The following is a 24,436-nucleotide window of genomic DNA, read 5'->3' on the forward strand; positions in this document are numbered from 1 at the left end:
AGCATGAAAAGACTGGCAAGGATACTTCCCCACGCAACTATCGTCATGGTGGGAATGTTCATATTCTTCTGGGTGCTGGATATAATGAATCCGACAATGAATCTCATCAACCGCAAGGTTTCAAACAAGCTGATGATAATAATGCTTGTGCTGTCACTTATCACGGCGATCATGAATATCTATTTTGAGCGGAAATACGATGCCCTTAAAAACAAGGAAAACAAATGATAAAAACTCGGTACAGTTGATTTGTACCGAGTTTTTGGTTACTTCTGTTTTATTATAGCACAGCTGAGGGGTGCCAGACGAAGATTCAGCAAATAGTTATAGGCTCTCATATCGCCATTCAAGCAATTAGTGCCTGCATAAATATCCCTGTCGGAATTCAGTATCTCGGCATAGTCGCCGTTTTGCTCGACTTTTAGTCCGTAATTCTGACGAAGTCCGGAAAAATTGAACACGAAGTATATTCCTTTGCCGTATTTATCACGTCTAACAAAGGCATATATTGACTGGTTGTTGTTATTTGCATCACACCAGCGGAAATACCCCGAATTATAGTCATTCTCATACAGTGCAGGCTCACTGAGATAAATATGGTGGAGCTCCTTTATAAAGTGATGAACAGAATCATGGGATGGAAAAGACAGAAGATTCCAGCCAAGTTCCTTGTTGCACCGCCACTCCATATACTCGGCGATCTCGTTACCCATGAAATTCAGCTTCTTTCCCGGGTGACCAAACTGGAAAGTATACAGACACTTTATCGTTGCTATCTTTTCTTCGTGACTGCCAAAGCATTTATCAAGCATAGTCTTCTTGCCGTGTACGACTTCATCATGTGAGTACGGCAGTATGAAAAGGTCATTATAGAAATAACTCATGGAGAAAGTCATTTTAGCGTGATGCGCACGGCGTTCATAAGGCGGAGTCATGATATAATCAATAGTATCGTGCATAAATCCAAGATCCCATTTATAATCAAAGCCAAGCCCGCCGAATTCAACGGGAGCAGTAACTTTGGTCTGATCTGTAGAGTCTTCGGCAAATAGTATAACATCGGGGTGGCGCTTCTGTATAGCATAGTTTGTATTTTTTAAAAACCATATACCCGTATCATTGATAGGACCGTCACGTCTGCCATATTTGAATATAAGGTTTGCTACAGCATCGTAGCGCAGACCGTCAATATGATATTTCTCTATCCAGAAATTTATAGATGACTTGATAAAACTTAGGACATGAGGCTTGCTGTAATCAAAAAGTGCTGTACCCCATTCGGAAAATCTGTCCTCTTCCCTGTCAGACTCAAAGAGAAAACCACCATCATAGATATGCAGCGCAAAAAAATCTGTAACGAAATGAACAGGAACGAAATCCAGTATAACACCAATATCAGCCTGATGACAAGCATCAATGAACCTCATTAGCCCGTCGGGATCTCCGTAGCGGGATGTTGCTGAATAATATCCCGTCACCTGATAACCCCATGAACCATCATAAGGATATTCTGTAAGCGGCATGATCTCAATATGGGTATAGCCCATATCTTTTACATAAGGAATGATCAGTTCAGCCATATCATCATAGCTGTAGAAGCGATCATCACCCTCACTGTCAGATCTTGTTCTCCACGAACCGAAATGTATCTCATAGATATTCATTGGCTTGTCATAGCATTTTCCTCGCTTTGAGATCCATGCACTGTCATTCCATACATGATGATCAAGATCATAGACTATTGATGCATTTTTAGGTCTGACTTCACTGTAAAATGCAAAAGGATCAGAACGGTAATGTTTCTGTAGTGCCTGAGTTGTTATTACGAACTGGTAAATATCTCCAATCTCAGCAGGATGAACGGTTTCCCATACACCGCTGTCAAGACGATTCATTCCGAATTCACTGCCGTTAAGCATAAGTGTGACTTTTGCAGCATTTGGGGCATAGGTAGCAAATCTTACTCCGCCATCAACAAAATGTGCACCAAAATAGTCGTATGCGTTAAGGCTCAGACCCTCTAAAAAATCATTTATAATCATAAATAAAGCACATCCTTAAAAATAATTTACCAAAATCACTTGAAATTTTTTTCAATTGTGATATAATTATATTGTTGAATTATAAGCCATGAAAGGATACAGCGGATGTCAACATCAACTATTACAAAATCAGCGCTTTGTAATGCTCTAAAAGAGCTGTGTGCGCAAAAAGACTATGAAAAAATATCCATATCCGAAATAACCGGTTTTTGCGGAATGAACAGACAATCCTTCTATTATCATTTTCAGGATAAAGAGGAGCTTTTGTCATATATATACTACAATGAACTTTTCAAAAACATCACCAGAGGAGTAAACTATGATAACTGGAATGAACGTCTTGAAGGTCTTCTGGAAAATATGCAGAAAGACAAAACGTTTTACTCCAACACTCTGCGGAGCAACGAAAAGACCTTTGAAAAGTATCTTTATCAAAGTATGCACCGTTTGTTCCTGAGGTTTTTCTACCATGCAGTCGCAAATACACGCAAGCGCAGTGAGAAGGCAAAATTCTTTGCAGATTTCTACTCACACGGGTTCTGCGGAATGATAATCGATTGGGCTAAGCAGGGTATGAAGATATCTCCGCACACGGTCATGCTGCAAATGAAAGAGCTTGCATTTGAGAACGTCAGCATCGGTAAGGGATTTATCGAAAACCTGTGATAAGAGTATTATACAGCACGGCAGATATGTTCTGCCGTGCTTATTTTTACAACTATGCTTCATTCACATGATCAATGAATCTTCCAAAAGCGGCTGCACCTGCTTCATCACGCTTATAAACACCTGCGTGTTCAAGCACCTTTGCGAAGACCTTACCTATTTCGTCTTTAAGTATAGCTTCGGCATTCTCAGCTGTGAAAGAATACTGTTTTTTGAGTTCGTCCGCCCAATCTGCGTGCTTTGCCAGAACTTCATCCGCACGGATATCATCACCGTTTATCATAGCTTTTGAAAGCTTTTCCATTTCACCTTTAAGACGTGAAGGCAGCACAGCAAGACCCATGACCTCTATAAGTCCTATATTCTCTTTCTTTATATGATGAAGCTCAGCATGAGGGTGATATACACCTAACGGGTGTTCATCTGTAGTAATATTGTTCCTGAGTACCAGATCCATTTCATATCTTCCGCTGCGCATACGTGCAATAGGTGTTATTGTGTTGTGTGGTTCTCCGTTTGTTTCGGCATAGATAAACGCACCTTCGTCAGTGTAGCCACGCCAGAGATGGAGTATCTTGTCAGCCAGTTCAACAAGTGATCCCCTGTTGGTGCTGTTAAGTCTTATTACTGACATCGGCCACTTAACGATGCCTGCATCAACGTTCTCATATCCCTTGAATATGACCTTGCGCTCAACTTCTGCCTTAGCCATTGGGAACTCATAATGTCCGCCCTGAAAATGTTCATGGGAAAGGATAGAACCTCCTACTATCGGAAGATCAGCATTTGAACCTACGAAATAGTGGGGGTATTGCTCAACAAAGTCAAACAGTTTATTAAATGCCGACTTGTTTATCACCATTGGTGTGTGTTTCTTATTGAAAAGTATACAATGCTCATTATAATATACATATGGCGAATACTGCAGGCCCCATTCCGAGCCGTCTATGGTCACACCGATAATACGGTGGTTCTGTCTTGCAGGTGAATTTAGTCTACCTGCGTAGCCTACATTTTCATAGCATAGAAGGCACTTGGGATAACCAGACTGCTTCGCCAGCTTTGCTGCCGCTATAGCTTTAGGATCCTTTTCCGGCTTAGAAAGGTTTATAGTGATATCGATATCCCCGTAATCGGTCTGAGTCTTCCACCTGACATCTTTGCTTATGCGGTATCTTCTTATATAATCGGTATCCTGTGAAAATTTGTAAAACCAGTCAGTAGCAGCCTCAGCTGAAACGGATCTCTTGTCAGCAAATATCCGTTCCACCTCTGATGGTCTCGGGGTGATAAGCCCCATAAGTTTAGTATCAAAAAGGTCTCGGTATACAACAGTATCCTCACACAGACCATTCTCACAAGCATAGTCCAGAAGTTCTGCAAGTGTGCTCTCCAGATCGACATTAAAGTACTGTTCAACAGGCTCATCATATTCCTCAATACCAAGTGCCTCAATAATACGATTTATTGCCCATACCTTATCACATGGCTCGATAAGCCCTTTTTCAAGACCGTAAGTCACAAGCTTTTTGATGCTGTCATTAATCATAGACCCATCTCCTTTTTCCATATCCATCGGGCTTACCCTTTCACCCGTACCTTAAAATAATTATATTATAAAACTGACCCGAAGTCAATAAAAAAATATAAACTTACATCAATATAATTATAATATCATTATAGATATTAAAGAAATGTTAAATCCACCAACGAAGGCTTGACAAAGAAGAAAAAATATAATATAATTAATTTGTAGATATGAACAATGGCGTTGAGAGGAAAAAATACGCTATGCGGATCTTTCAGAGAGCTGCCGTTTGGTGGAAGGCAGCAGTTCGGTAGTGCGATAACTCGTCCTTGAGCCGGTATGGTGAAAATTACAGTAGCTATACCCGGGATTCTCCCGTTACAGAGAGGCGCATTAGTTGATGCGACAGAGGTGTACAGTGTGAGCTGTGCATAAATCAGAGTGGTAACACGGGTAATATGCTCGTCTCTTGTTTTTACAGAGACGGGCTTGTTTTATTTTATCAATGTCACGCATCAAAAATAAAAATATATTTAGGAGGAATCACAGATGAAAAACGCAGAAAAGTATGCAAGAGGATATTATATGCCTCCGGTAAAATGTATGAAATGGGCAGAAAAAGACTATATAGACCATGCCCCCGCATGGTGCTCGGTTGACCTGAGAGACGGAAATCAGGCACTGATAATACCAATGAGCCTTGAAGAAAAGCTGGAATTTTTCAAGGAACTGGTAGATATCGGCTTCAAGGAGATAGAGATAGGTTTCCCTGCAGCTTCTGAAACAGAATACGAATTCTGCCGTACACTTATAGAGAAGAATATGATACCTGACGATGTTACCATCCAGGTACTTACTCAGTCGAGAGAACATATAATCAAGAAGACCTTTGAAGCTATCGACGGTGCTAAGCACGCTGTAGTTCACCTTTATAACTCCACCTCTGTTGCTCAGAGAGAGCAGGTATTCCGCAAGTCCAAGGAAGATATAATCAAGATCGCTACCACAGGTGCAGAACTTTGTAAGGAGTATAAGAAACACGCTAAAGGTCACATCACTTTTGAGTACTCCCCCGAAAGTTTCACAGGCACTGAGCCTGAATTTGCAGCTGAGATATGTAATGCAGTAATTGATATCTGGGAGCCCGATGCTGATAACAAAGTCATCATCAATCTCCCTGTTACCGTTGAGATGTCGCTGCCCCATGTTTACGCTCAGCAGGTAGAGTATATGTGTGAAACTCTCCACAACAGAGAGAACCTGATAATCTCTCTCCACCCCCACAATGACAGAGGTACAGGCATAGCTGATACCGAACTCGGTCTGCTCGCAGGCGGTGACAGAGTTGAAGGAACTTGCTTCGGCAACGGTGAAAGAACAGGTAACGTTGATATCGTTACTCTCGCACTGAATATGTACACCCATGGTGTTGAGCCGAACCTCGATTTCACCGATCTTCCCTCACTCATAGAGCTTTATGAGAGAGTAACAAGAATGAAAGTGTATGACAGACAGCCTTACTCCGGTTCTCTGGTATACGCTGCATTCTCAGGCTCACATCAGGACGCTATAGCAAAGGGCATGAAGTGGCGTGAAGAAAAGGACGACAAGCACTGGACTTGTCCTTACCTCCCCATTGATCCCCACGATGTCGGCAGAGAATACGAGGGCGACGTTATCCGTATCAACTCACAGTCAGGCAAGGGCGGCATAGGCTATATCCTCGAACAGCAGTACGGATATGACCTCCCCAAGGCTATGAGAGAGGACTTCGGATATAAGGTTAAGGATATCTCAGACAAAGCTCACAAGGAGCTCAGCAGAAGCGAAGTTCACCAGATATTCAAGGATACATATCTCAACATCAATACGCCTGTAGATATAACCGAGGCTCACTATACACAGAAGGCTGACGACCTCATCGGTGCTTCTATCAAGGCTGTTATCAATGGCAAGACAGTTGAGTGCAGCGCTGACGGCAACGGCAGACTTGATGCTGTGGCTAACGCACTTACCACAGAGATCGGCATGGAGATAAATGTTGACACCTACACCGAGCACGCACTGGAAAGAAAAACCACCTCCGAGGCTTGCTCATATGTAGGAATAAACGTTAACGGCAAGATCTTCTGGGGTGTCGGCAGACATTCCGATATCATCGTTTCTTCTGTAAAAGCACTTGTATCTGCTATCAACAATGCGATGAATAAGTAATATATAAGAAACTACTGCGGTATGAAAATATCGCAGGAGTTTTTTATACAGAAATAAAAAAGAGCGGTCTGCTGACCGCCCTTGATAATAATTTCAAATTAGTCCATCTTAGCGCCGCAGCTTGTGCAGAATGCGTTACCTGCAGGAACCTTTGCACCGCACTGTGTGCAGAATCTTTCAGCACCAGCATTTGCAGCAGGAGCAGCAGTAGGCTGAGGAATAGCCTGAGCAGGCTGATTGAACTGAGGCTGTGCATAAGCGTTCTGTGCGGGAGCACCTGCGGGCTTCAGAGACTTTAATGCACCTGGATTCTCGTTTAATGCATTCAGAAGCTCAAGAACCTTGCAGCCGATGTAGATAACAGCTATAATCCAGAACAGAACCTGTAAAAATGTGATAAAACCAGTACCCTCTTCCTTAGGTGCAGCTCCCTTACCATCAATGGATGCTGCAATAGTGAAGATATTTGATAAAGTAATAGCGTTCTTGCTTGCCTTTAAAGCCTGGAAACCACAGTTACCAGCTATTGTAAGAAACAGTGCAAACAACACATTCACAGCAGGTCCTACTACCTTATAAAGTCCGTTCATAAATCCTTTGATCGAGTTCATTGTCTTTACCTCCAAAGATAATTATTTAATAATGTTATTATACTAATTTTTATATTGTTTGTCAATACTAAAAGCTGTTATTTTTAATTTTTTTGTTTTTATTTGTCATATCTCATAAGAGAGATGACCATTAATCTATTTCCATTGCCTTCTTTAACAATTTATATTCTGATCATATGTTATATATTTGAAGAATACTTACAACTCTTGATACATCCAATATAAAAACTGCTTGAGATCATGCGGCAGCAGAATAACAACTTTTTTCATACTCAAAAAACTAGCAGAACGGAATACCGAAAACAAAATGGAGTTGAAAAATATTATTAATTGTGGTATAATATTGTACGGTCTTGGAAAAGAGACTAATTTTAATAGCCATAAGTTAGCTTAGGCTAACTTAATAACTATAGTTTGAAAAAAAGATCTGATCAATACTGACATTCACTCAGATATATATATCGTCATTAAATCCATTATTGCAGTGTTTAGGACTGCTCTTAAGAAAACCGGTAAAGATCAAAAGTGAATAACACAGGAAGGGATAGTTATGAAACCAATCACATCAATGAATAAAATTAATGAGCTCACACCGACAGAACAACATCTTGCCGAAGACACATTTCTATTTTGTATGGCAAATAAGCAGGAGCATTATACTATCCCTTTTCTCGCAGCACGTGCAGGAGTATCACCTACAAAACTCAAAAAGGTTTATCATCAAGTTTACGGCACATCGATATTTACACATATACGTAAAGAAAAGATGCTTTGGGCTGCCAATAAGTTAGCCACATCTAACTTAAAAGTGATCGATATCGCTGAAACCTGCGGATATGATAATGCCAGTAAGTTTTCCGCAGCGTTTTGCAGTGTCATCGGATGTTTACCAACAGAGTACAGGAACCGTGTCCGTTTGGAGTAGAAAGCAGATAGGTCGTATGCTATAATATACTAAATTAGAGCGTATGCTCACGAATAAAAAGAGGTGATCTGTATGATTTGTTTGCCTTGGAAAAAGCTCGGTCTGTTTGCAGGCGGACTTCTGTTCGGTACAGCCGGCATAAAGATCCTTAGTAGTCAGGATGCGAAAAAATGTTACACAAATGTAACTGCCGCAGTACTCCGCGCTAAGGACTGTGTAATGGGCACCGTAACGAATGTACGGGAAAACTGCGATGATATTCTCAGCGATGCAAAAGAGATCAACGCTGAGCGTGCTGCTGCGGATGCAGAAGCAGTCATAGCTGACGAACAGAATCAAACCAAATAATCATCACAAGCAGACCGCTACCGGCGGTCTGCTTTACTATGGGGTGTATGAAATGAAATGTAAAATACTTCACGAATCAAAAGGACGTATCCGCGTGCATTTCTGTCAGAAATATATGACGCTGCATCAGGCAGATATCGCCGAATATACGCTGTCTTCGGTAAGCGGTATAACAAAAGTTCAGGTGTTTGACCGCACCTGTGATGTGATACTGTATTATAGCTGCGAACGCGAAACCGTACTGTCTGTGCTTGCTAATTTTAGCTACAGCGAAACTAACGAAGCACTTGTTCCGCCTAAGACAGGAAGATCACTGAACCGAGAGTTTGAAGAAAAGCTGGGTTCTGCAGTCATGGGACGTTTGCTCCAGAAATTTCTTCTGCCGCCTCCTCTCCGAGGTGTGGTTTCTTTTGTCAAAGCGATAAAATACATCCGCCAAGGACTTCACTGCCTGATGAAAGGCAAACTTGAAGTTGAGACCCTGGATGCAATCGCGATAACTGTATCCATGCTTCGCGGAGATCATAATACTGCCGCAAGTGTAATGTTCCTTCTTAAGATCGGTGATATACTAGATGAATGGACTCATAAAAAGTCTGTAGATGATCTTGCAAGAACAATGTCACTCGGTGTTGAGAAAGCCTGGATAAAAACAGAAGACGATCAGGAAGTTCTTGTACCTATATCACAGATCAGCAAGGGCGACATCGTGATAGTCCGCACAGGATCTATGATACCGCTTGACGGTACAGTTAAAGCCGGTGATGCGATGGTCAATCAGGCTTCTATGACAGGTGAATCCGTACCTGTACACAAATCTGAAGGTGCCTATGTATACGCAGGGACTGTAGTTGAAGACGGCGAATGCTTGATACAGGTCGAAAACACCGCAGGAAGCGGACGTTATGACCGCATCGTGAAAATGATAGAAGAATCTGAACAAATGAAATCATCAGCAGAGAGCAAGGCAGCACATCTAGCAGATAAACTCGTGCCGTGGTGTCTGGGCGGAACGCTCATGACATGGCTGCTCACACGAAGTGCCACAAAAGCAGTATCTATCCTTATGGTCGATTTTTCATGTGCATTGAAACTGGCTATGCCGATATCCGTACTATATGCTATGCGACAGTGTGCAAATGCAGGGATCACGGTCAAAGGCGGAAAATTCCTTGAAGCCGTTGCCGAAGCAGATACTATCGTATTTGATAAAACAGGAACGCTTACACATTCACAGCCGCGTGTTGCACAGATCATTACATTCGGCGGACGTGATGAAGCAGAAATGCTAAGGCTAGCCGCGTGTTTAGAGGAGCACTATCCGCATTCCATCGCAAACGCCGTTGTTGCAGAAGCAGCTGAACGTGGTCTGCTGCACGAAGAACGTCATTCAAAAGTAGAATATGTTGTCGCTCACGGAATTTCAAGCATGATCGACGGCGAGCGGGTAGTCATCGGAAGTCACCATTTTGTAGTCGAGGATGAAGCCTGCAAACTGCCTGATGAACGAATTTTCCGACATCTTCCAAAAGAATATTCCCATCTTTATCTTGCGATCGGAGGCGAGATCGCTGCTGTGATATGTATAGAAGATCCGATGCGTGATGAAGCCGGAACTGTTATTGATAAGCTTCATACGCTGGGCTTTTCCAAGATCGTTATGATGACAGGTGACAACGAACGCACTGCAAGTTCCGTTGCAAATAAAGTAGGTGTTGATACCTATTATTCTGAGGTGCTTCCTGAGGACAAAGCAGCATTTATCCGCGCAGAGCATGAAGCCGGCAGACGTGTCATCATGATCGGTGACGGCGTGAACGATTCACCGGCACTAAGTGAATCTGATGCAGGGATCGCTATCAGCAGCGGTGCAGCGATAGCAAGAGAGATCGCAGATATTACTATCTCAGCGAATGATCTGTACACACTAATCACCCTCAAACAGCTCAGTGATGCACTTATGCGAAGGATACATCGTAACTACCGAACCATTATCGGTTTTAATACAGGACTTATCATTCTCGGCGCCGCAGGGATTCTTTCGCCTGCGACATCCGCTTTGCTTCATAATGCTTCGACATTGGCGATAGGACTTAAAAGTATGACCGACCTTCAGATATAAAAAACTGACAGCACTTCTCAGTGAGGTGCTGTCAGTTTTTTTTCATCTCATGCTGATAACCAATTTATTATTCACTATCAGCGATACATCCTTATAAATATCCAAGACATCACAGCCGAAACTGCGACCTCTACGATAAGCCTGGGTATTTCTTTTCCGTCCCACTGCGGTTCAACGCTCCAAACTTCAGGCGTTCTGCCTGTTTTCTGCCTTATCAGTATCCCAAATATTTTAGTTCTTGTGAACATCCACCAATCAAGAACGACCGCATCAAAAATAGAGATCATCCAGAAGAAGATAACAAAACGTATCGTCAATTGACGGAAATTCATACCTGAAATCACACCTTGTTTGCCTGCTGATATAATGGTAATACAATATAAAGCGCCGATAACCACAGATAATATTGCAAGCGAGACCTTTCCCTTAAAGTCGAATTTTCTGCTTATACCATGTTCTTCAAGCAGCTTTTTTGCTTTAGGTGTCATACACCAATATGCAACCTGCGGTGCTGAAAATGCACCGATCAGGCAAAAAGCTGTTAGTAGTATGACCCCGACAAGACCGTATAATAAACTTAAAACCATCCCTGATCACCTCTGTATAATATACTGTTATCATTAAACGGCAGATTTTCAGCACTGCCTTTGATTATCCTGACTCGCTTGCCGCTTTCACCCCGATTGACTTTCCTTGCTTTTTTCACACTTTCATCTGATATATCAAGTCCGATAAAATTCGTATTTTCACTCTTTTCAAGCATACGCTTGATATTATATCCACCGCCGCAGCCTAAATCTGCGACTGTACCTTTGTTCGGTATCCTGATAAGTTCCAATGCCCATTTCGCCATAGGCAGATGCTCCTTATCCATACTAACAAGCATCATTCGTCCGAGTAATCCTTTCGGATTCCCGAAATTATCTGTAAAGCTCATGATCATTCTCCTTTTATAAAATATCTGTTCATCCGCGGCTTACAACCCGGAATAGAATATTGTAATGCCTGACAATGATGCATTCCTTTTGTCAGAAGTAAACCTACGATCAAATACATAGTTAGTCGTACCAAACTGCAAGATATATTATAGCATACAATAACCCGGATTTCAAGAGTTTATCAGAAAAAACAGTCTGATCATTAATTGAACTCCTTTATATTTTAAGTATGAAACAGAGCATCCAATGAATTACAGATCAGAAAGAATAACATAGTATTTCAGGAGCCCTGACGTTTTTTCATATTCTTCCAACTGAAAAAGCTGTATATATCGTTAACAAAAAATACTGCAAAACACACAACTACAGAGATATATCGAGAATCAGTCATACTTGCCATCGTCCAGAGGAACATAAGTATAATATCATTCGCGGAATATGCAATAGCATAAAAAGGACTTCGCCTGAATGTCAGATAGACTGCAAGAAAGGTCGTTGTGACCGATAGTGTACTTGGAATAATGTTGGCGGTATGAAATGCCTGCAATATGAAATAAAAAACTGTCGTTACGATCATTGCTAAACCGGACATAAAAGCTGTTTCCGTTTTACTTATGCTGTTTACCCGAACTTCTGATCTGTTGCCGTTAAAAGGATTTCGCAGCCATGAGATCAGAGCAACGACAGCCATAGGCATTGTCATACCTAGATAAGTTATCATTTCTCCGAAATATGAAAACCTATAGGAAATAATGCCATACAGAAAACTGAATATGATAACGAGCACCTGACCGATAGGATTTCCTTTAGCATTGAATATCAAGTAAGTTACACCGATAAGCGAAGCACACAATGTAAGATAGCTGCTTCTGTCAAACAATATAAACGATGTTATTACCAGCAAAGCCGAAATGCTCCATATCATGATCTCGGTCCTTGAAAAATACCCTTTGATGTTTTTTAGCATTATATATTCCTCCAAAAAATAAAGCATCTGCGCACACATCTTCTAAGACCTAACAATGTGTGAACAAATGCTTTCAGCATTCCTACCCGGTGGCAGTTTTCATATTGCATTGATTATAGCACAAAAAAATAAAAAAGTCAATATTTAAATGGAGATACCACCAACTATTCCCACAGGCCGTATAAAAGCCGATCAGAGCGTTGCGTAAGCCAGAGAGTCAACTATTATACTGAATCCGCACAATTCAAATAATATGGTTAAAATATGATTAGTCCATGCCGATAAGCAGCCTAAGCAGAGTATTCTTTTAATTTGGTCCTTGCAATATCAAGAGAAGCTATGATATTATAAATGGTTAAATAATATGCAAAAAAATTGACTTATGTTATATTATTGTATTTTTTACAATATACGCGCGCTAGTTTTGTGCATTTTCAACAATATAAAATTTTCTTGTTTGTTGGAAATGAGAATTGACATTACTTTCATATTATAATATAATTGATTAAAAGGAAAATATAAAGAATGGAATAGCTAGAAAATTCGGAGTATTATTCAAATGAAGGAGTTGTTTAATATGTTTAAAATCAAGAAAAAGTTAGCGTTAACTGTTGCAGTTTTATCATCTGTTTCAATATGTGCCTGCAGCAGCGATAATGGTTCAGATGAAAGCAAGTCAAGCGGTACTGTGACCACTGTTGAAAAAGTTGAGGTAGAAGATACAAAGGAAATCGATGAACTTTCAGATGATACTCAGAAAGAGATCATATGGATGGGCACTTATGATCTGAACCCCAACGAGGAACGTGGTGAAGACAAATCTGTTGAAATGACCCTTTTCAACAACAAGGGCGGTACAGTAGTGTGGAGCCAGGTTACCGACAATGAAAAATTCGACAAGCTTGCAAGTGCTATACTGTCACAGCAGAACGTTCCTGATATATTCAAATATGAGTGGATGGCTTTCCCTGCTCAGGTACTTAAAGATATGTACCAGCCTGTGGATGATATCGTTGACTTTGATGCCCCCCTGTGGGTCGATACCAAAGCAACTGCTGAGCAGTATGTTTTGAACGGTAAGCACTATGTGGCTCCTATAAGTACAACTGTCGGCACAATGATGATGTATGACAACGCTGTAATAGAAGCAAATGGTCTGCCTGATCCATATGAGGAATATCTCCAGGGAAACTGGAACTGGAATACATGGGAAGATATGATGTCAGAGTTCTGTAACGGAAGCACAGAGAGCGTTCAAAGATATGGTATAAACGGATGGTTCCAGCCTCAGATAATACAGCAGACAGGTAAAACAATGGTAAACTTTGAGGACGGAAAGTTCGTTTCTAATATTAATGATCCGGATATCGAGAGGGCTGAAAATCTGCTTTACGATATCAACAAAAAAGGCTATGTAAACAAAAACTGGCTTGGCAACGCTAGATCTGCACTGAAAGACGGAAGCGTACTGTTCTACTGCATGGGTACATGGGCTATGACAGGAGAAAACGGTCCTGAGGAAGGTGACGACTGGAACATTGTTCCTGTACCAAGTGATCCTCAGAATGATGAAAAGGTAATGACAGCTGATATGACCGCTTATATGTGGGTCAAAGGCTCAACTGCCAATGAAGCAGTAAAGACATGGTTTGAATGCTGCAGGATCGCAAATACTGATGAAGAATATCTCGAAAACGGTAAACAGAAGTTCCTGAACGCAAATCCATACTGGACGGAAGAAATGTACCAGACATATATGGATGCTTCCAGCCCCAAAAACAAATTCATGTTTGATTATGGCTATGGTATATCATCTCTGCTTTCAGATGACAATGCCAATGCTGACGGCAGCTGTATTACCAGAAAGCTGTATGAATCCACCAACAGCGAAGATGAAAACGGCGTACAGTTCAGCTGGACAAAGTTGCGCGATACTTACTCAGCAACTGTTGATTCCGAACTCAAGACTATCAATGAAGCACTCGCTTCTTACACCAAATAATACCTCTATCAGAAAAAAGCGCCGCACATATGCAGCGCTTTTTTATATTATCTTTCCATTTTCCAGACTTCAACCGAGTACGGTTTAAGCTCACTGCCGCCGCCGAAATCATGTACAGTTCCGGTCAAAAGCTCATCAGCCTGTCCGCATCTTGCATCGAAATGAGCAGTAAACGGCTGGTCATCGGCATTTATCGCAACAAGGATACGTTCACCCTCGAACTCACGTTCAATTATGCACTGCTTGTTTGTCAGTACAGGAATATTGATACTGCCATAGCTCAGGCATTTGTACTCGGTACGGATATGCGCCAGCTTAGAAATAAGGTCGGTAAGATCGTTCCATTCGGGCTTATCGAATGATACTCTGAGAGCGGGATCTCCGTCCTTCTTTTCAGCCTTAGTTCCCCATTCAGATCCGTAATATACACAAGGTATACCTGGCATACCGAAAAGCAGACCATAAATGAGCGGAAGATGCTTTTCATTTGTAAGAATGCTTGCTACGCGGGTCACGTCATGATTATCTACGAAAGACAGCAGATGCTTTCCGCGATACCTGCACCAGCCCTCACTGCCAAACTGGTTTTTCAGCGAATGGCATATCTCAAACATATTCATGCTGTTGAAGCTGGAATACAGACCCTTATAGCACTCATAGTTAGTACAGCTGTGAAGCATCTCATCGTTTACCCAGCGTGCATAGTCACCGTGAAGCAGCTCACCTATGAGAACAAAATCTTCCTTTACCCAGTTTGCGTGCTGACGAAGTCTTTTAAGAAAATCAAAATCAAGACAGTATGCAACATCAAGACGAAGTCCGTCTATATCAAATTCTTTCACCCACTGAGTGATACACTCCAGTATATGATCAACTACTGCAGGATTTCTGAGATTAAGCTTTACAAGGTCAAAATGACCCTCCCAGCCTTCATACCACAGACCATCGTTATAATTGGAATTTCCGCCAAGATCGATATGGAACCAATCTTTATAAGGAGAATTCTCACGATTTTTTAGAACGTCCTGAAAAGCCCAGAAGCCTCTGCCAACATGGTTGAATACACCGTCGATAACCACTTTTACTCCTGCTTCATGGAGTTCCTTTACCACCTTGGCAAAATCTTCATTAGTACCAAGGCGAGGATCTATCTTGCGATAATCTCGGGTATTGTAACCATGTGTGTCTGAATCGAACACGGGTGAAAAATAGATAGCGTTCGCACCAAGCTTACTGATGTGAGGTATCCAATCAATTACCTTTAATATTCGGCTTTCCTCAACACCGTCATTCTCAAACGGTGCACCACAAAAACCAAGCGGATAGATCTGATAAAAAACACTTTCATAAGCCCACATGATGATTTAACTCTCCTTTTTATATGGTTTGTCTTATTCGACTGTATTTATTATACCACGCTTTTGTGAAAATTGCTATACTCATTTTCTATACAATATTTTCAACATAATTGTAGATTATGTACAGTTTGCTGGTTAATATTGCCTGATATTGTTCACATTTTGCAATAATCAAATATTTGCCCAAACAAAACGCTTCTGTCGTTATAAGACAGAAGCGCTGCAAAGCCAATAGATCATCAGCTATCTATGTCTTCCCTGCCATCGCATCGGTTCATACAGCTGCCTGAATCAATGCCCCGCGGGAAAAATTCATTGGTCGGAAAATCTATCTGCTCGAACATCTCGCATGGGGTGCCGCTTGTAGAAGTGCATTCCTTACCCGGTACACAGTAATCATATACGGGTATCATAAGCGGTACTGCCCTGGCAAGCGAGATTATAGCAAAAAGTCCGATAGTAACCAGTACGCTGCGTTCTCCGGTATCGGCATCAGCAGCAGTAAGTCTTGTATCCAGGCACATAGGTTCCACAAGACTCACAGATGCAGTCGGTAAAGTACAAAACGACCTGCAGCAGCCGCATCCGGTCGTAGGATTTTCAGGGGTTGTTACCATACCGCTGTCTGAAACAAACCTCTGGGTACCGCCGTCACTGCCGTACAGAATGACTTTTTTGGTAAAAATCGCATTTCCGTATATGACAACAGGCGGAGTATTCTCCCCGTCAAAGACTTCTATCTGAGCACGGAAATTATAGGTAACATCTACAGAATAGAATCCCTGATTGAATGCCACAGGACTTATGGAGAAATTTACATCTGTAACATCAATGGACTGCGTCTTGATGTAAGCTGCATCGTTAACAAGCTGCTGATCACTACGGCTGAAATCAAACTCAACGTCCTCCAGACAATCCTGCGAACTGCAGGAATCGTATATGCGCATAGCATCTATGCACACAGCTTCCTTAAAACTGCCGTTTTGTCTGTTGATAGTTTCGCTCATAAATATACCTCCCGGATAATAATGTGAAGTTTTATCTTCTATACATCATATTCGGGAAATAATAAAAGTGTGCAAAAAAAGCGGCAAAAATCAGATCTGCCGCTTTGAACTATATATTTCTTCGGATATCAGGTGTTCTTATCCACTGTCTTGAACTGCTTGAGATTGCCGATTTTCTCGTTTCTTTCATCGAGCACCTTCTCAACATCTGCCCAGTCAAGACCCTGATTTACTGCCAGCACCATTACATGATACAGCAGATCGTTTATCTCATTCATGAGTTCGGCATTATCACCGTTCTTTGCAGCTATGATAGTCTCGGCAGCTTCTTCACCGACCTTTTTGCATATCTTGTCAACACCCTGCTGATACAAATAGCAGGTGTAGCTCTTCTCAGGTGCTTCACCCTTATCGAACTGTTCTTTTCTAGCCTTTAATACCTCAAATATTTCCTGATAAACTGTCATTATTCTTCCTCCTCATTTTCATTGTACATTTCCTTGAAAAAGCAGCTATAGGAACCTGTATGACAGGCAACTCCCGTCTGTTCAACATTTACAAGCAGAGTATCATCATCACAGTCGCCGTAGATTGATACGACCTTTTGCAGATGTCCGCTTGTAGCACCCTTGTTCCAGTACTCCTGTCTTGATCTGCTCCAGAACCAGGTATAGCCTGTTTCCAAAGTCTTTTTCAGGCTCTCCTTGTTCATATACGCCAGCATGAGTACCGTCTTTGTGTTGACCTCGTAGCATATCGCGGGGATAAGCTCGCCTTTTACAAAGTATTTGTCAAGATCATTCAGATCAACCTTTATCTTGCTCATAATTACTCCTTTATCCATCAATTACTGCCACCTGATAATCGTCCTCATATATGATCTTTCCGATATGATCGGTAAAAACAATATCATAAGGAATATTATACTTATCAAGCAGCGACATCAATATTTCTGCTTTTTCACGCATTTCATCATACTTCTCGGTTTTGAAATATGTTATGGCACCTTGCGGGTTATCATTATTATCACCATAAAAAGGAGGCTCAGGGAGATGCTGTTTAAACCAGTTCTCGGTCTGCTCATACAGCTTGCAGTCTTCATCTGAATAAACCCCATCTCTGATTCTTCGCCAGTTGAGAATAAATACTCCGACAGGCTTACCTGTTCTGTATGCAAGCTCACGCCCTTGTATTCGCATATATTTTTTTATCATCATAAACCAACCTTATGTCCACAGACTTGTTATGCACATGGGCAGCGACTTTTCTTCAATTTTAAAACCGCACTTTTCATAAAAATGCGTTTCATTCTTATAGGCTATTAGCACCGTGCGCAGATAGTCCTTGTATTTTTCCTTTGTCATTTCAACAAGCGTTCTGCCTATAGTCCGACCGTGATACTCAGGGTCAACGAGCAGATAATGGATGTAAGCCGTCATTACCCCGTCATCAAGTGCACAGAGCATACCCACGAGCTTGTCGCCGTCCCATGCAGAAAAAACCGTATCGTATTTTTTCATAGCCCTGACAAGCTTATCCGGAAAGTGCCCAGATGACCACTCGACAGATAAGAAAAGTCTTTCAAGCTGTGATGATGTGAAATCATGTATTGTCTTATATTCGATAGCCATATGACTTATCCCTCTGTATCTTCTGCATTTTCAAGATTCTTCTGCTCTTCAGATATGTCAGCGTTACTGTTTTTCTTATTCCCGAAACAATCATACGTCGTTCCAAAGCAAAGACCGATAACTAAGCCTCTGGTAGTCCATAAAAATATATCTTCTCTTAACATACCCGTAGTCAGACCGATAGCGATACCCAGACACAAGCCTATCACAAGTCCTTTACTGCTTTTATCATTGTTATTATTTCCGGGCGGATCTGTTATTATCTCGGACGGTTCAGTTTGCTTGTTCTCATTTTCCGACATAGATAAACTCCTTATCTTACGATTATCCCCTTGCTGCGGCAGTCCTCCTTTACCTGACCGACAGTTAACTCCCTGAAGTGGAACAGAGATGCCGCAAGTGCCGCCGAGCAGTCAGTCTTTATAAACGCATCAGCGAAATCACCCAGCTTTCCCGCACCGCCCGAAGCGATGACAGGTATCTTTACAGCGTCAACTACAGCTTTAAGCATGGGCAGGTCAAATCCTCCACGCACACCGTCGGTATCTATGGAGTTCAGGCATATCTCACCCGCGCCAAGCTGTTCGCATTTCTTGACCCAGTCAATAAGGTCCATTTTCATGTCGATACGTCCGCCGTTAATGAAAACGGTCCATTTGTTTTCACCCACAGCCTTTGCATCTACACCAACGCATATACACTGACTTCCGAAGATATCAGCACCGTCCTTGATAAGCTGAGGATTCTGTACTGCCTGCGAATTAACGGATACCTTATCGGCACCTGCACGCAGGGTCTCGCGGATATCATCAACTGTCTTTATACCGCCGCCGACAGTCAGAGGCACGAATACCTTTTTAGCGGTATTGCGTACTACATCAAGCATGACTCCCCTGCCCTCGTGGGATGCGGTTATATCATAAAATACAATTTCGTCAGCACCCTGTTTGTTGTACTCCAGAGCACATTCAACAGGGTCTCCGACCTCTTTTATACCTTCAAAATTTACGCCCTTTACTACCTTGCCGTCACGGACATCAAGGCAGGGTATTATCCTTTTTGCAAGCATATTTTTACCTCCATATCGGTAATATCATGTATATCTCTCATAGTCCTCGTCAAGGCAGTCGAGCTCGTCCGCCTCTTTAGCGTACCGCCATTTCATACCCTCTGCAATTACGAAAGAGGTATAGCTCTCATTCAGCGAAAACTTTTTGATCACAAATTCGTATTCGGGAGAAAATCTGCCGCCGTCAGTCCAGACGATAAGGCTGTCACGCCTGTTCTTTCCGTACAGATCATCACGGAATTCCAATGTGCAATCCCAGATATCAGTAGGCTTCATCATCGAGCAGTACTTTACTCCCGTAAACAGCATTTCTATCCTGTCCACCCACTGACTGTCAACCGTCAGCAGCAGCGTAGTGCCGTTGTAAGGAAAATGCATGGCTTTCTTCTCATCACAGTAAACACCGCTTATGTAATTAGCTGATACTACGGCAGAATCATGCATACACTTTGTTTCATTTAAGAAGCTGTCTATATCATCCTGAGAAACTATCTTCCGCCAAGCCATAAAACGCCCTCCTTGAAGATCACTTTTTCTTCAGAACTACATAAGCTGCATAGTGCTTTATATCGAACTCCTTCGGATACGCGGCTAGCATAGCGAGATGCTCCTTCTCCCATTCTGACTTCTGTTCCTCGGTAAGGGAAGATGCACCTATCCCTCGACAGGCTCTTATCCTGCCGTTCCAGCTTTCTCTTGTAAAGTGTACCGGGATAAGGAATTCACCGCTGGCTTCAACATCAAAACATTCAAGATAAGGTGCGGGAACAGCTATGGGCTTCATGGTATCGCCCTTGCCTGACCAATCCGGGTTATATTTAAGAACAAGTTCTTCTGTCTTTCCTGCTATCTCATCTTCAAAAGGCAGCCAGTTCATCATCAGAAAAGCGACCTTTCCGCCCTTATTAAGGAGTTTTGCGAACTGCGGAGCGGTCTTTTCGTGCTCAAAATACCAATAGCACTGACAAGCGGTGATCACATCGAATCTGCTATCGACAACACCCAGCTTTTCGGCAGGAATAGCAAAGAAAGTTATATCCATACCACTATTTTGTGATAAAAGCTTAGCCTGCTCTATCTGTTCCTCGGAAATATCAGTACCTGTCCAGTCAGCACCGAATCTGTACATATTTCTTGGAAGAACTCCAGTTCCTGTGCCGATATCAAGAACTTTCTGTCCCTTGATACCGAGTCTAAGTTCTACCAGTTTATTATAGAATCCCTCGGGGTAGATATCGCGGTACTTTGCGTAATCCGCAGATGCTTTTCCCCAGTCAAATTTATTTCCGTTATCTATGTTTGTTCTGCTTATCTCCATTGTTCAACCTCAAAATTTATCGTCGTTCTGCATTAAAACTCAATCACGATGTTATGCATATATATGATTTTTTATTTAATCAAGACATATTTCTGCAAAAGTTGTACAAAAACGTACAACTTTTTCGCAAAAAAACCTGATAGTAGAAAGCCTTGTGCGCACGATGGCAGGCTGACCGCGAATGACCGCAGAGGCAGTCTGAGATAAGGTGGTCCAGATCGGCAAACGTGGACGTGTCATACTGTACAGGTTTCAGCATCTTGAAAAATGAATACTATATATATCCAAACATGTCGGTCAGACAAGTTCAGAAAAGTTTTTTAGTATTTTAAGACCTGTTTCACCGCTCTTTTCGGGGTGGAACTGACATCCGTAAACAAAACCGTTATCACCTACCACAGCAGGTACTTCCGAACCGTATACACTGTAGGCATAAAGGTTTTCCCTGTTATCGCAGAAAGCCTTGTAGCTGTGTACGAAGTAAACATACTCATCATTTCCAAGTCCCTTGAAAATAGGTACTTCCTTATTAAATTCCAGCTTATTCCAGCCCATATGAGGAATAACAAGTCCCGGGTCGGTCATCAGATCGACATGACCCTTTATAAGTCCCAGACCCTCACATTCTTCAAACTCAAAGCTCTTATCAAAAAGCAGCTGCATACCAAGGCATATACCCAGAAAAGGCTTTTCCTTAGCCTGTTCCTTTATAGTATCCACAAGTCCGCTGTTTTTCAGCATATTCATTGCCCAGGGAAAAGCGCCTACACCCGGCAGTATTATCTCATCAGCAGCAATAAGATCTTCTTTTTTATCAGTCAGCTTACTCTCAACTCCAAGATGATCAAGAGCGTTTTTTACGGAAAAAATATTTCCCGCACCATAATCAACTATTGCTATCATCACAGCACCCCTTTTGTAGAAAGTACGCCCTTGCCCGTTTCGGTCATAGCGTCCTTTAATGCATGAGCCACAGCCTTGAACATGGCTTCGATTATATGGTGATCATTTTTACCATACTCTTCTCTGATATGCAGAGTTATCCCTGCATTGAAAGCAAAAGCTCGAAAAAATTCTTCAGTAAGGCAGTTGTCATACTGTCCGCAGCGATCATCATGGAATTCGGCATTGAATACCAGAAAAGGTCTGCCGCTGATATCCAGCGAACAGAAACTAAGTGCTTCATCCATTGGCACATAAGCAGAGCCGTATCTGGCGATGCCACCCTTATCCCCCAGTGCTTCGGCAAAAGCCTTGCCTATGCATATGCCTGTATCCTCCACCGAGTGATGAGCGTCAACATAGAGATCGCCCTTGCACTTTACTTTCAGGTCGATGCCGCTGTGTACGCCGAAAGCTGTCAGCATATGATCAAAAAAACCGATGCCTGTGTCTATATCGACTTTTCCGCTGCCGTCAAGGTCAACAAACACCTCGATATCGGTCTCACGGGTCTTTCTTTTTATTTCAGCTGTTCTCATAATAACCGCCTTCCATTACCTAAGATCGTGATGATTCGAGGTTTTACACGTGAGGACACACGGATCCCGATCATCTTTATTTACAACGAAACCGCCCTCAAAACGACTAATATCCTCACAAATAAACATAAAAGCCACGAAATAAAACCTTATTATAAAGTCAGGTCAAGTGGTGTGCTAAAGGAATTACCTTGATTTATATGTGAATAAAATTCGGCTCAACAAACTCGACACCGTTTTCAAGCAGTTTATCAATTAACAGCTTGTAGTATCCGGGTACAAGTTCCTCTGTTTCGTCATGGGCGTGCAGAAGAATGATATGCCTGCCGCCGTCTTTAAGTATAGCCGCACCCGAACCGGGAGCAGGATCATTTACGCGCTTCCAAACATCGTCAATGGTAAAATCATTACCACGTCGGATGTTGTACTCGGCAAAATCAAATGTCCATAAAGTGTCGATGTCCTTGTCAAGACCCATTTCCTTCCACCAAGGATAGGAAATATCTCTGTCATCAAGCTTATCAAAACACTTATCCGCAAGATATTTCTGAAAAGCGTCCTTATTAGCACCGCCTTTATCCCCATATGGGAAGCGGAAAGGTCTGAACTTGCGTTCAACACCAGCCGCCTTATACAGCTTGTCCAGAATTTCCTCACACTTTTCTATCTCAGCGACACCCTGTTCAAATGTCAGATTTGAGAACTCAGGGTGAGAAAAACTGTGATTTCCCACGATGATCCCATTTTGCAGAGCATATACAGCATTGTCCCAAAACTCTTCTACCTTTTCACCCCAAGCAAACATAACAGGATGAATACCATTTTCACAGAGGTAATCAACGATAGCCCGAGTATTATCAGAAGCTATATCATCTATGGTAAGTACTGCTTTGATCATTCAAATCTCACCTTTATTGCATTTGCGTGTGCAGTAAGTCCCTCTTTTTCAGCAACAAGAACTATATCGTCCTTAGCCTGACGAAGTGCATCTTCAGTATAGTAGATGAAGCTTGAACGCTTTTCAAAGCTGTTTACACCCAGAGGCGAAAAGAATCTTGCTGTGCCGCTGGTAGGAAGAACGTGGTTGGGACCTGCATAGTAGTCACCAAGAGGCTCGGAAGCGTACTGACCAAGGAATATGGAACCAGCATTGTCAAGTCTGCCAACGTATTCAAGAGGATTCTCAAACAGAACTTCAAGGTGCTCAGGGGCGCATCTGTTAGCCATGTCAACAGCTTCGTCCTTGGTATTGCAGATGATTATTGCACCGTAGTTCTCCAGAGAGTACTTTATGATGTCTTTTCTTTCAAGATAAGCCATCTGGCGCTCAACTTCTGCTATAGTAGCATCAGCAAGCTTTTCGCTGGTTGTAACAAGTATGGAAGAAGCAAGCTTGTCGTGCTCGGCCTGTGACATGAGGTCTGCCGCAACGAACTTGGGGTCTGCTGTTTCATCAGCCATAACAAGTATCTCACTGGGGCCTGCTACCATGTCGATATCTACTACGCCGTAAAGCAGCTTCTTTGCAGTTGCAACATAGATGTTTCCGGGGCCTACTATCTTATCCACCTTCGGTATCTCCTCGGTGCCGTAAGCCAGTGCCGCGATAGCCTGTGCGCCGCCTGACATGAATACTCTGTCAACACCGCAGAGACCTGCCGCTACAAGTATATCCTTATTGGGTGTACCGTCCTTCAGGGGAGGTGTCACCATGATTATCTCTTTAACGCCTGCTATCTTTGCGGGGATAGCATTCATCAGTACAGATGAAGGATAAGCAGCCGTACCGCCAGGTACATAAAGACCAACCTTATCAAGACCTCTTACCTTCTGACCGAGGATACAGCCGTCAGCCTTTGTATTAACAAAGCTGCGGGACTTCTGTCTGTTGTGGAAGTCTGTTATATTCTCAATTGAATTCAGCAGAGCATTTACAAAATCAGGGTCTGCTTCTGTAAGTGCATCGTTTATTACGTCGCGTGGAACCTCGTAATACTCGGGGAGCTTACCGTCAAACTTCTCGGTATAAGCCTTAACAGCAGCGTCGCCGCCCTTTCTTACTGTATCTATTATCTCATTTACAACGGCAGATACTTTCTTGTCGGTCTCGCCGCTTCTCTCTTCAAGCTGCTTGAAAAACTCGACTTCGTCCTTGCCGTTTACATATATCTTCTTTATCAGTGACATTTGTACATCCTCCTTAAAACCT

At 42.2% G+C, this 24,436-nt stretch carries 27 protein-coding genes and 1 other annotated feature; of the genes, 7 read left to right on the forward strand and 20 right to left on the reverse strand.

Annotated features, from left to right (window positions below):
• Positions 1–3 precede the first annotated feature (3 nt).
• Positions 4–228 (forward strand): hypothetical protein, encoded by a 225-nt coding sequence (locus tag RUMAL_RS10595; protein WP_013498738.1) that lies wholly within the window; start codon positions 4–6, stop codon positions 226–228.
• 38 nt (positions 229–266) lie between these two features.
• Here RUMAL_RS10595 and glgB read toward each other — a convergent pair whose 3' ends face one another.
• Positions 267–2,042 (reverse strand): 1,4-alpha-glucan branching protein GlgB, encoded by a 1,776-nt coding sequence (glgB, locus tag RUMAL_RS10600; protein ID WP_013498739.1) that lies wholly within the window; start codon positions 2,040–2,042, stop codon positions 267–269.
• A 105-nt stretch (positions 2,043–2,147) separates the two neighbouring features.
• Between glgB and RUMAL_RS10605 the strand changes: the two genes are divergently transcribed.
• Positions 2,148–2,708: a TetR/AcrR family transcriptional regulator C-terminal domain-containing protein gene (locus RUMAL_RS10605; RefSeq protein ID WP_013498740.1), complete on the forward strand. Its 561-nt coding sequence runs from the start codon at positions 2,148–2,150 to the stop codon at positions 2,706–2,708.
• Positions 2,709–2,760: 52 nt separating this feature from the next.
• Here the strand turns inward: RUMAL_RS10605 and galT are convergent, their stop codons facing one another.
• Positions 2,761–4,257: a UDP-glucose--hexose-1-phosphate uridylyltransferase gene (gene galT, locus RUMAL_RS10610; protein WP_013498741.1), complete on the reverse strand. Its 1,497-nt coding sequence runs from the start codon at positions 4,255–4,257 to the stop codon at positions 2,761–2,763.
• Between the two features lie 213 nt (positions 4,258–4,470).
• Positions 4,471–4,709: a binding site (T-box leader), on the forward strand.
• 76 nt (positions 4,710–4,785) lie between these two features.
• On the opposite strand from galT, the gene RUMAL_RS10615 reads away from it, so the two are divergent.
• A complete protein-coding gene (locus tag RUMAL_RS10615) occupies positions 4,786–6,450 on the forward strand; it encodes a 2-isopropylmalate synthase (protein WP_013498742.1) in 1,665 nt (554 codons plus the stop codon).
• A gap of 98 nt (positions 6,451–6,548) precedes the next feature.
• On the opposite strand, the gene RUMAL_RS10620 is transcribed toward RUMAL_RS10615, so the two are convergent.
• Positions 6,549–7,061 (reverse strand): zinc ribbon domain-containing protein, encoded by a 513-nt coding sequence (locus RUMAL_RS10620; protein ID WP_013498743.1) that lies wholly within the window; start codon positions 7,059–7,061, stop codon positions 6,549–6,551.
• 550 nt (positions 7,062–7,611) lie between these two features.
• Here RUMAL_RS10620 and RUMAL_RS10625 point away from each other — a divergent pair.
• The 3 genes from RUMAL_RS10625 (at position 7,612) to RUMAL_RS10635 (ending at position 10,456) form a co-directional block, all read left to right on the forward strand.
• Positions 7,612–7,986, forward strand: a complete 375-nt coding sequence (locus RUMAL_RS10625; protein WP_028504291.1) for a helix-turn-helix domain-containing protein — start codon at positions 7,612–7,614, stop codon at positions 7,984–7,986.
• Positions 7,987–8,058: 72 nt separating this feature from the next.
• The gene (locus RUMAL_RS10630; RefSeq protein ID WP_013498744.1) at positions 8,059–8,334 is read left to right on the forward strand and encodes a DUF6110 family protein; all 276 of its coding nucleotides are present in this window, start codon (positions 8,059–8,061) and stop codon (positions 8,332–8,334) included.
• A 52-nt stretch (positions 8,335–8,386) separates the two neighbouring features.
• The gene (locus RUMAL_RS10635; RefSeq protein ID WP_013498745.1) at positions 8,387–10,456 is read left to right on the forward strand and encodes a heavy metal translocating P-type ATPase; all 2,070 of its coding nucleotides are present in this window, start codon (positions 8,387–8,389) and stop codon (positions 10,454–10,456) included.
• 77 nt (positions 10,457–10,533) lie between these two features.
• On the opposite strand, the gene RUMAL_RS10640 is transcribed toward RUMAL_RS10635, so the two are convergent.
• The 3 genes from RUMAL_RS10640 to pnuC all read right to left on the reverse strand — a co-directional run bounded on the left by RUMAL_RS10640 (position 10,534) and on the right by pnuC (position 12,361).
• Positions 10,534–10,944 carry a hypothetical protein gene (locus RUMAL_RS10640; RefSeq protein ID WP_154662821.1) on the reverse strand — a complete coding sequence of 137 codons (411 nt, stop codon included), beginning with the start codon at positions 10,942–10,944 and terminating at the stop codon, positions 10,534–10,536.
• 89 nt (positions 10,945–11,033) lie between these two features.
• Entirely contained in the window at positions 11,034–11,393 is a 360-nt protein-coding gene (locus RUMAL_RS10645) for a class I SAM-dependent methyltransferase (protein WP_013498747.1), read from the reverse strand.
• Positions 11,394–11,674: 281 nt separating this feature from the next.
• Positions 11,675–12,361, reverse strand: a complete 687-nt coding sequence (pnuC, locus tag RUMAL_RS10650; RefSeq protein ID WP_013498748.1) for a nicotinamide riboside transporter PnuC — start codon at positions 12,359–12,361, stop codon at positions 11,675–11,677.
• Between the two features lie 577 nt (positions 12,362–12,938).
• Here pnuC and RUMAL_RS10655 point away from each other — a divergent pair.
• The gene (locus RUMAL_RS10655; protein ID WP_013498749.1) at positions 12,939–14,363 is read left to right on the forward strand and encodes an ABC transporter substrate-binding protein; all 1,425 of its coding nucleotides are present in this window, start codon (positions 12,939–12,941) and stop codon (positions 14,361–14,363) included.
• Positions 14,364–14,410: 47 nt separating this feature from the next.
• On the opposite strand, the gene RUMAL_RS10660 is transcribed toward RUMAL_RS10655, so the two are convergent.
• From RUMAL_RS10660 to hisD, 14 genes are all read right to left on the reverse strand, one after another.
• Positions 14,411–15,721: an alpha-amylase family glycosyl hydrolase gene (locus tag RUMAL_RS10660; RefSeq protein ID WP_013498750.1), complete on the reverse strand. Its 1,311-nt coding sequence runs from the start codon at positions 15,719–15,721 to the stop codon at positions 14,411–14,413.
• Between the two features lie 239 nt (positions 15,722–15,960).
• On the reverse strand, positions 15,961–16,728 hold the full coding sequence (locus tag RUMAL_RS10665; protein WP_013498751.1) for a hypothetical protein: 768 nt from the start codon (positions 16,726–16,728) through the stop codon (positions 15,961–15,963).
• A gap of 128 nt (positions 16,729–16,856) precedes the next feature.
• Positions 16,857–17,195: a phosphoribosyl-ATP diphosphatase gene (hisE, locus tag RUMAL_RS10670; protein ID WP_013498752.1), complete on the reverse strand. Its 339-nt coding sequence runs from the start codon at positions 17,193–17,195 to the stop codon at positions 16,857–16,859.
• Positions 17,195–17,554, reverse strand: coding sequence for a phosphoribosyl-AMP cyclohydrolase (gene hisI, locus RUMAL_RS10675; protein WP_013498753.1), 360 nt, complete (start codon positions 17,552–17,554; stop codon positions 17,195–17,197). Before hisI ends, hisE begins: the two co-directional genes overlap by 1 nt.
• 10 nt (positions 17,555–17,564) lie before the next feature.
• Positions 17,565–17,945, reverse strand: a complete 381-nt coding sequence (locus RUMAL_RS10680; RefSeq protein WP_013498754.1) for a hypothetical protein — start codon at positions 17,943–17,945, stop codon at positions 17,565–17,567.
• A gap of 9 nt (positions 17,946–17,954) precedes the next feature.
• A complete protein-coding gene (locus RUMAL_RS10685; protein ID WP_013498755.1) occupies positions 17,955–18,359 on the reverse strand; it encodes a GNAT family N-acetyltransferase in 405 nt (134 codons plus the stop codon).
• A 5-nt stretch (positions 18,360–18,364) separates the two neighbouring features.
• Positions 18,365–18,661: a hypothetical protein gene (locus RUMAL_RS10690; protein WP_013498756.1), complete on the reverse strand. Its 297-nt coding sequence runs from the start codon at positions 18,659–18,661 to the stop codon at positions 18,365–18,367.
• An 11-nt stretch (positions 18,662–18,672) separates the two neighbouring features.
• Positions 18,673–19,428 (reverse strand): imidazole glycerol phosphate synthase subunit HisF, encoded by a 756-nt coding sequence (gene hisF / locus RUMAL_RS10695; protein WP_013498757.1) that lies wholly within the window; start codon positions 19,426–19,428, stop codon positions 18,673–18,675.
• 24 nt (positions 19,429–19,452) lie between these two features.
• The gene (locus tag RUMAL_RS10700; RefSeq protein ID WP_013498758.1) at positions 19,453–19,935 is read right to left on the reverse strand and encodes a hypothetical protein; all 483 of its coding nucleotides are present in this window, start codon (positions 19,933–19,935) and stop codon (positions 19,453–19,455) included.
• Positions 19,936–19,954: 19 nt separating this feature from the next.
• On the reverse strand, positions 19,955–20,746 hold the full coding sequence (locus tag RUMAL_RS10705; RefSeq protein WP_013498759.1) for a class I SAM-dependent methyltransferase: 792 nt from the start codon (positions 20,744–20,746) through the stop codon (positions 19,955–19,957).
• A 297-nt stretch (positions 20,747–21,043) separates the two neighbouring features.
• On the reverse strand, positions 21,044–21,649 hold the full coding sequence (gene hisH, locus RUMAL_RS10710) for an imidazole glycerol phosphate synthase subunit HisH (RefSeq protein ID WP_013498760.1): 606 nt from the start codon (positions 21,647–21,649) through the stop codon (positions 21,044–21,046).
• On the reverse strand, positions 21,649–22,227 hold the full coding sequence (gene hisB / locus RUMAL_RS10715; RefSeq protein WP_013498761.1) for an imidazoleglycerol-phosphate dehydratase HisB: 579 nt from the start codon (positions 22,225–22,227) through the stop codon (positions 21,649–21,651). Before hisB ends, hisH begins: the two co-directional genes overlap by 1 nt.
• Before the next feature lie 196 nt (positions 22,228–22,423).
• Positions 22,424–23,125 carry a polysaccharide deacetylase family protein gene (locus RUMAL_RS10720; RefSeq protein ID WP_013498762.1) on the reverse strand — a complete coding sequence of 234 codons (702 nt, stop codon included), beginning with the start codon at positions 23,123–23,125 and terminating at the stop codon, positions 22,424–22,426.
• Entirely contained in the window at positions 23,122–24,414 is a 1,293-nt protein-coding gene (gene hisD / locus RUMAL_RS10725; RefSeq protein WP_013498763.1) for a histidinol dehydrogenase, read from the reverse strand. Before hisD ends, RUMAL_RS10720 begins: the two co-directional genes overlap by 4 nt.
• Positions 24,415–24,436: the final 22 nt, after the last annotated feature.

The sequence above is a fragment of the Ruminococcus albus 7 = DSM 20455 genome (genome assembly GCF_000179635.2).
Classification (GTDB): Bacteria; Bacillota; Clostridia; order Oscillospirales; family Ruminococcaceae; genus Hominimerdicola; species Hominimerdicola alba.

What these genes read in the sequence shown, in the direction of transcription:
- RUMAL_RS10595 (WP_013498738.1), top strand. Translation starts at nt 4, where the DNA reads ATGAAAAGACTGGCAAGGATACTTCCCCACGCAACTATCGTCATGGTG.
- glgB (WP_013498739.1), bottom strand. Translation starts at nt 2,042, where the DNA reads ATGATTATAAATGATTTTTTAGAGGGTCTGAGCCTTAACGCATACGAC.
- RUMAL_RS10605 (WP_013498740.1), top strand. Translation starts at nt 2,148, where the DNA reads ATGTCAACATCAACTATTACAAAATCAGCGCTTTGTAATGCTCTAAAA.
- galT (WP_013498741.1), bottom strand. Translation starts at nt 4,257, where the DNA reads ATGATTAATGACAGCATCAAAAAGCTTGTGACTTACGGTCTTGAAAAA.
- RUMAL_RS10615 (WP_013498742.1), top strand. Translation starts at nt 4,786, where the DNA reads ATGAAAAACGCAGAAAAGTATGCAAGAGGATATTATATGCCTCCGGTA.
- RUMAL_RS10620 (WP_013498743.1), bottom strand. Translation starts at nt 7,061, where the DNA reads ATGAACTCGATCAAAGGATTTATGAACGGACTTTATAAGGTAGTAGGA.
- RUMAL_RS10625 (WP_028504291.1), top strand. Translation starts at nt 7,612, where the DNA reads ATGAAACCAATCACATCAATGAATAAAATTAATGAGCTCACACCGACA.
- RUMAL_RS10630 (WP_013498744.1), top strand. Translation starts at nt 8,059, where the DNA reads ATGATTTGTTTGCCTTGGAAAAAGCTCGGTCTGTTTGCAGGCGGACTT.
- RUMAL_RS10635 (WP_013498745.1), top strand. Translation starts at nt 8,387, where the DNA reads ATGAAATGTAAAATACTTCACGAATCAAAAGGACGTATCCGCGTGCAT.
- RUMAL_RS10640 (WP_154662821.1), bottom strand. Translation starts at nt 10,944, where the DNA reads ATGACACCTAAAGCAAAAAAGCTGCTTGAAGAACATGGTATAAGCAGA.
- RUMAL_RS10645 (WP_013498747.1), bottom strand. Translation starts at nt 11,393, where the DNA reads ATGAGCTTTACAGATAATTTCGGGAATCCGAAAGGATTACTCGGACGA.
- pnuC (WP_013498748.1), bottom strand. Translation starts at nt 12,361, where the DNA reads ATGCTAAAAAACATCAAAGGGTATTTTTCAAGGACCGAGATCATGATA.
- RUMAL_RS10655 (WP_013498749.1), top strand. Translation starts at nt 12,939, where the DNA reads ATGTTTAAAATCAAGAAAAAGTTAGCGTTAACTGTTGCAGTTTTATCA.
- RUMAL_RS10660 (WP_013498750.1), bottom strand. Translation starts at nt 15,721, where the DNA reads ATGTGGGCTTATGAAAGTGTTTTTTATCAGATCTATCCGCTTGGTTTT.
- RUMAL_RS10665 (WP_013498751.1), bottom strand. Translation starts at nt 16,728, where the DNA reads ATGAGCGAAACTATCAACAGACAAAACGGCAGTTTTAAGGAAGCTGTG.
- hisE (WP_013498752.1), bottom strand. Translation starts at nt 17,195, where the DNA reads ATGACAGTTTATCAGGAAATATTTGAGGTATTAAAGGCTAGAAAAGAA.
- hisI (WP_013498753.1), bottom strand. Translation starts at nt 17,554, where the DNA reads ATGAGCAAGATAAAGGTTGATCTGAATGATCTTGACAAATACTTTGTA.
- RUMAL_RS10680 (WP_013498754.1), bottom strand. Translation starts at nt 17,945, where the DNA reads ATGATGATAAAAAAATATATGCGAATACAAGGGCGTGAGCTTGCATAC.
- RUMAL_RS10685 (WP_013498755.1), bottom strand. Translation starts at nt 18,359, where the DNA reads ATGGCTATCGAATATAAGACAATACATGATTTCACATCATCACAGCTT.
- RUMAL_RS10690 (WP_013498756.1), bottom strand. Translation starts at nt 18,661, where the DNA reads ATGTCGGAAAATGAGAACAAGCAAACTGAACCGTCCGAGATAATAACA.
- hisF (WP_013498757.1), bottom strand. Translation starts at nt 19,428, where the DNA reads ATGCTTGCAAAAAGGATAATACCCTGCCTTGATGTCCGTGACGGCAAG.
- RUMAL_RS10700 (WP_013498758.1), bottom strand. Translation starts at nt 19,935, where the DNA reads ATGGCTTGGCGGAAGATAGTTTCTCAGGATGATATAGACAGCTTCTTA.
- RUMAL_RS10705 (WP_013498759.1), bottom strand. Translation starts at nt 20,746, where the DNA reads ATGGAGATAAGCAGAACAAACATAGATAACGGAAATAAATTTGACTGG.
- hisH (WP_013498760.1), bottom strand. Translation starts at nt 21,649, where the DNA reads ATGATAGCAATAGTTGATTATGGTGCGGGAAATATTTTTTCCGTAAAA.
- hisB (WP_013498761.1), bottom strand. Translation starts at nt 22,227, where the DNA reads ATGAGAACAGCTGAAATAAAAAGAAAGACCCGTGAGACCGATATCGAG.
- RUMAL_RS10720 (WP_013498762.1), bottom strand. Translation starts at nt 23,125, where the DNA reads ATGATCAAAGCAGTACTTACCATAGATGATATAGCTTCTGATAATACT.
- hisD (WP_013498763.1), bottom strand. Translation starts at nt 24,414, where the DNA reads ATGTCACTGATAAAGAAGATATATGTAAACGGCAAGGACGAAGTCGAG.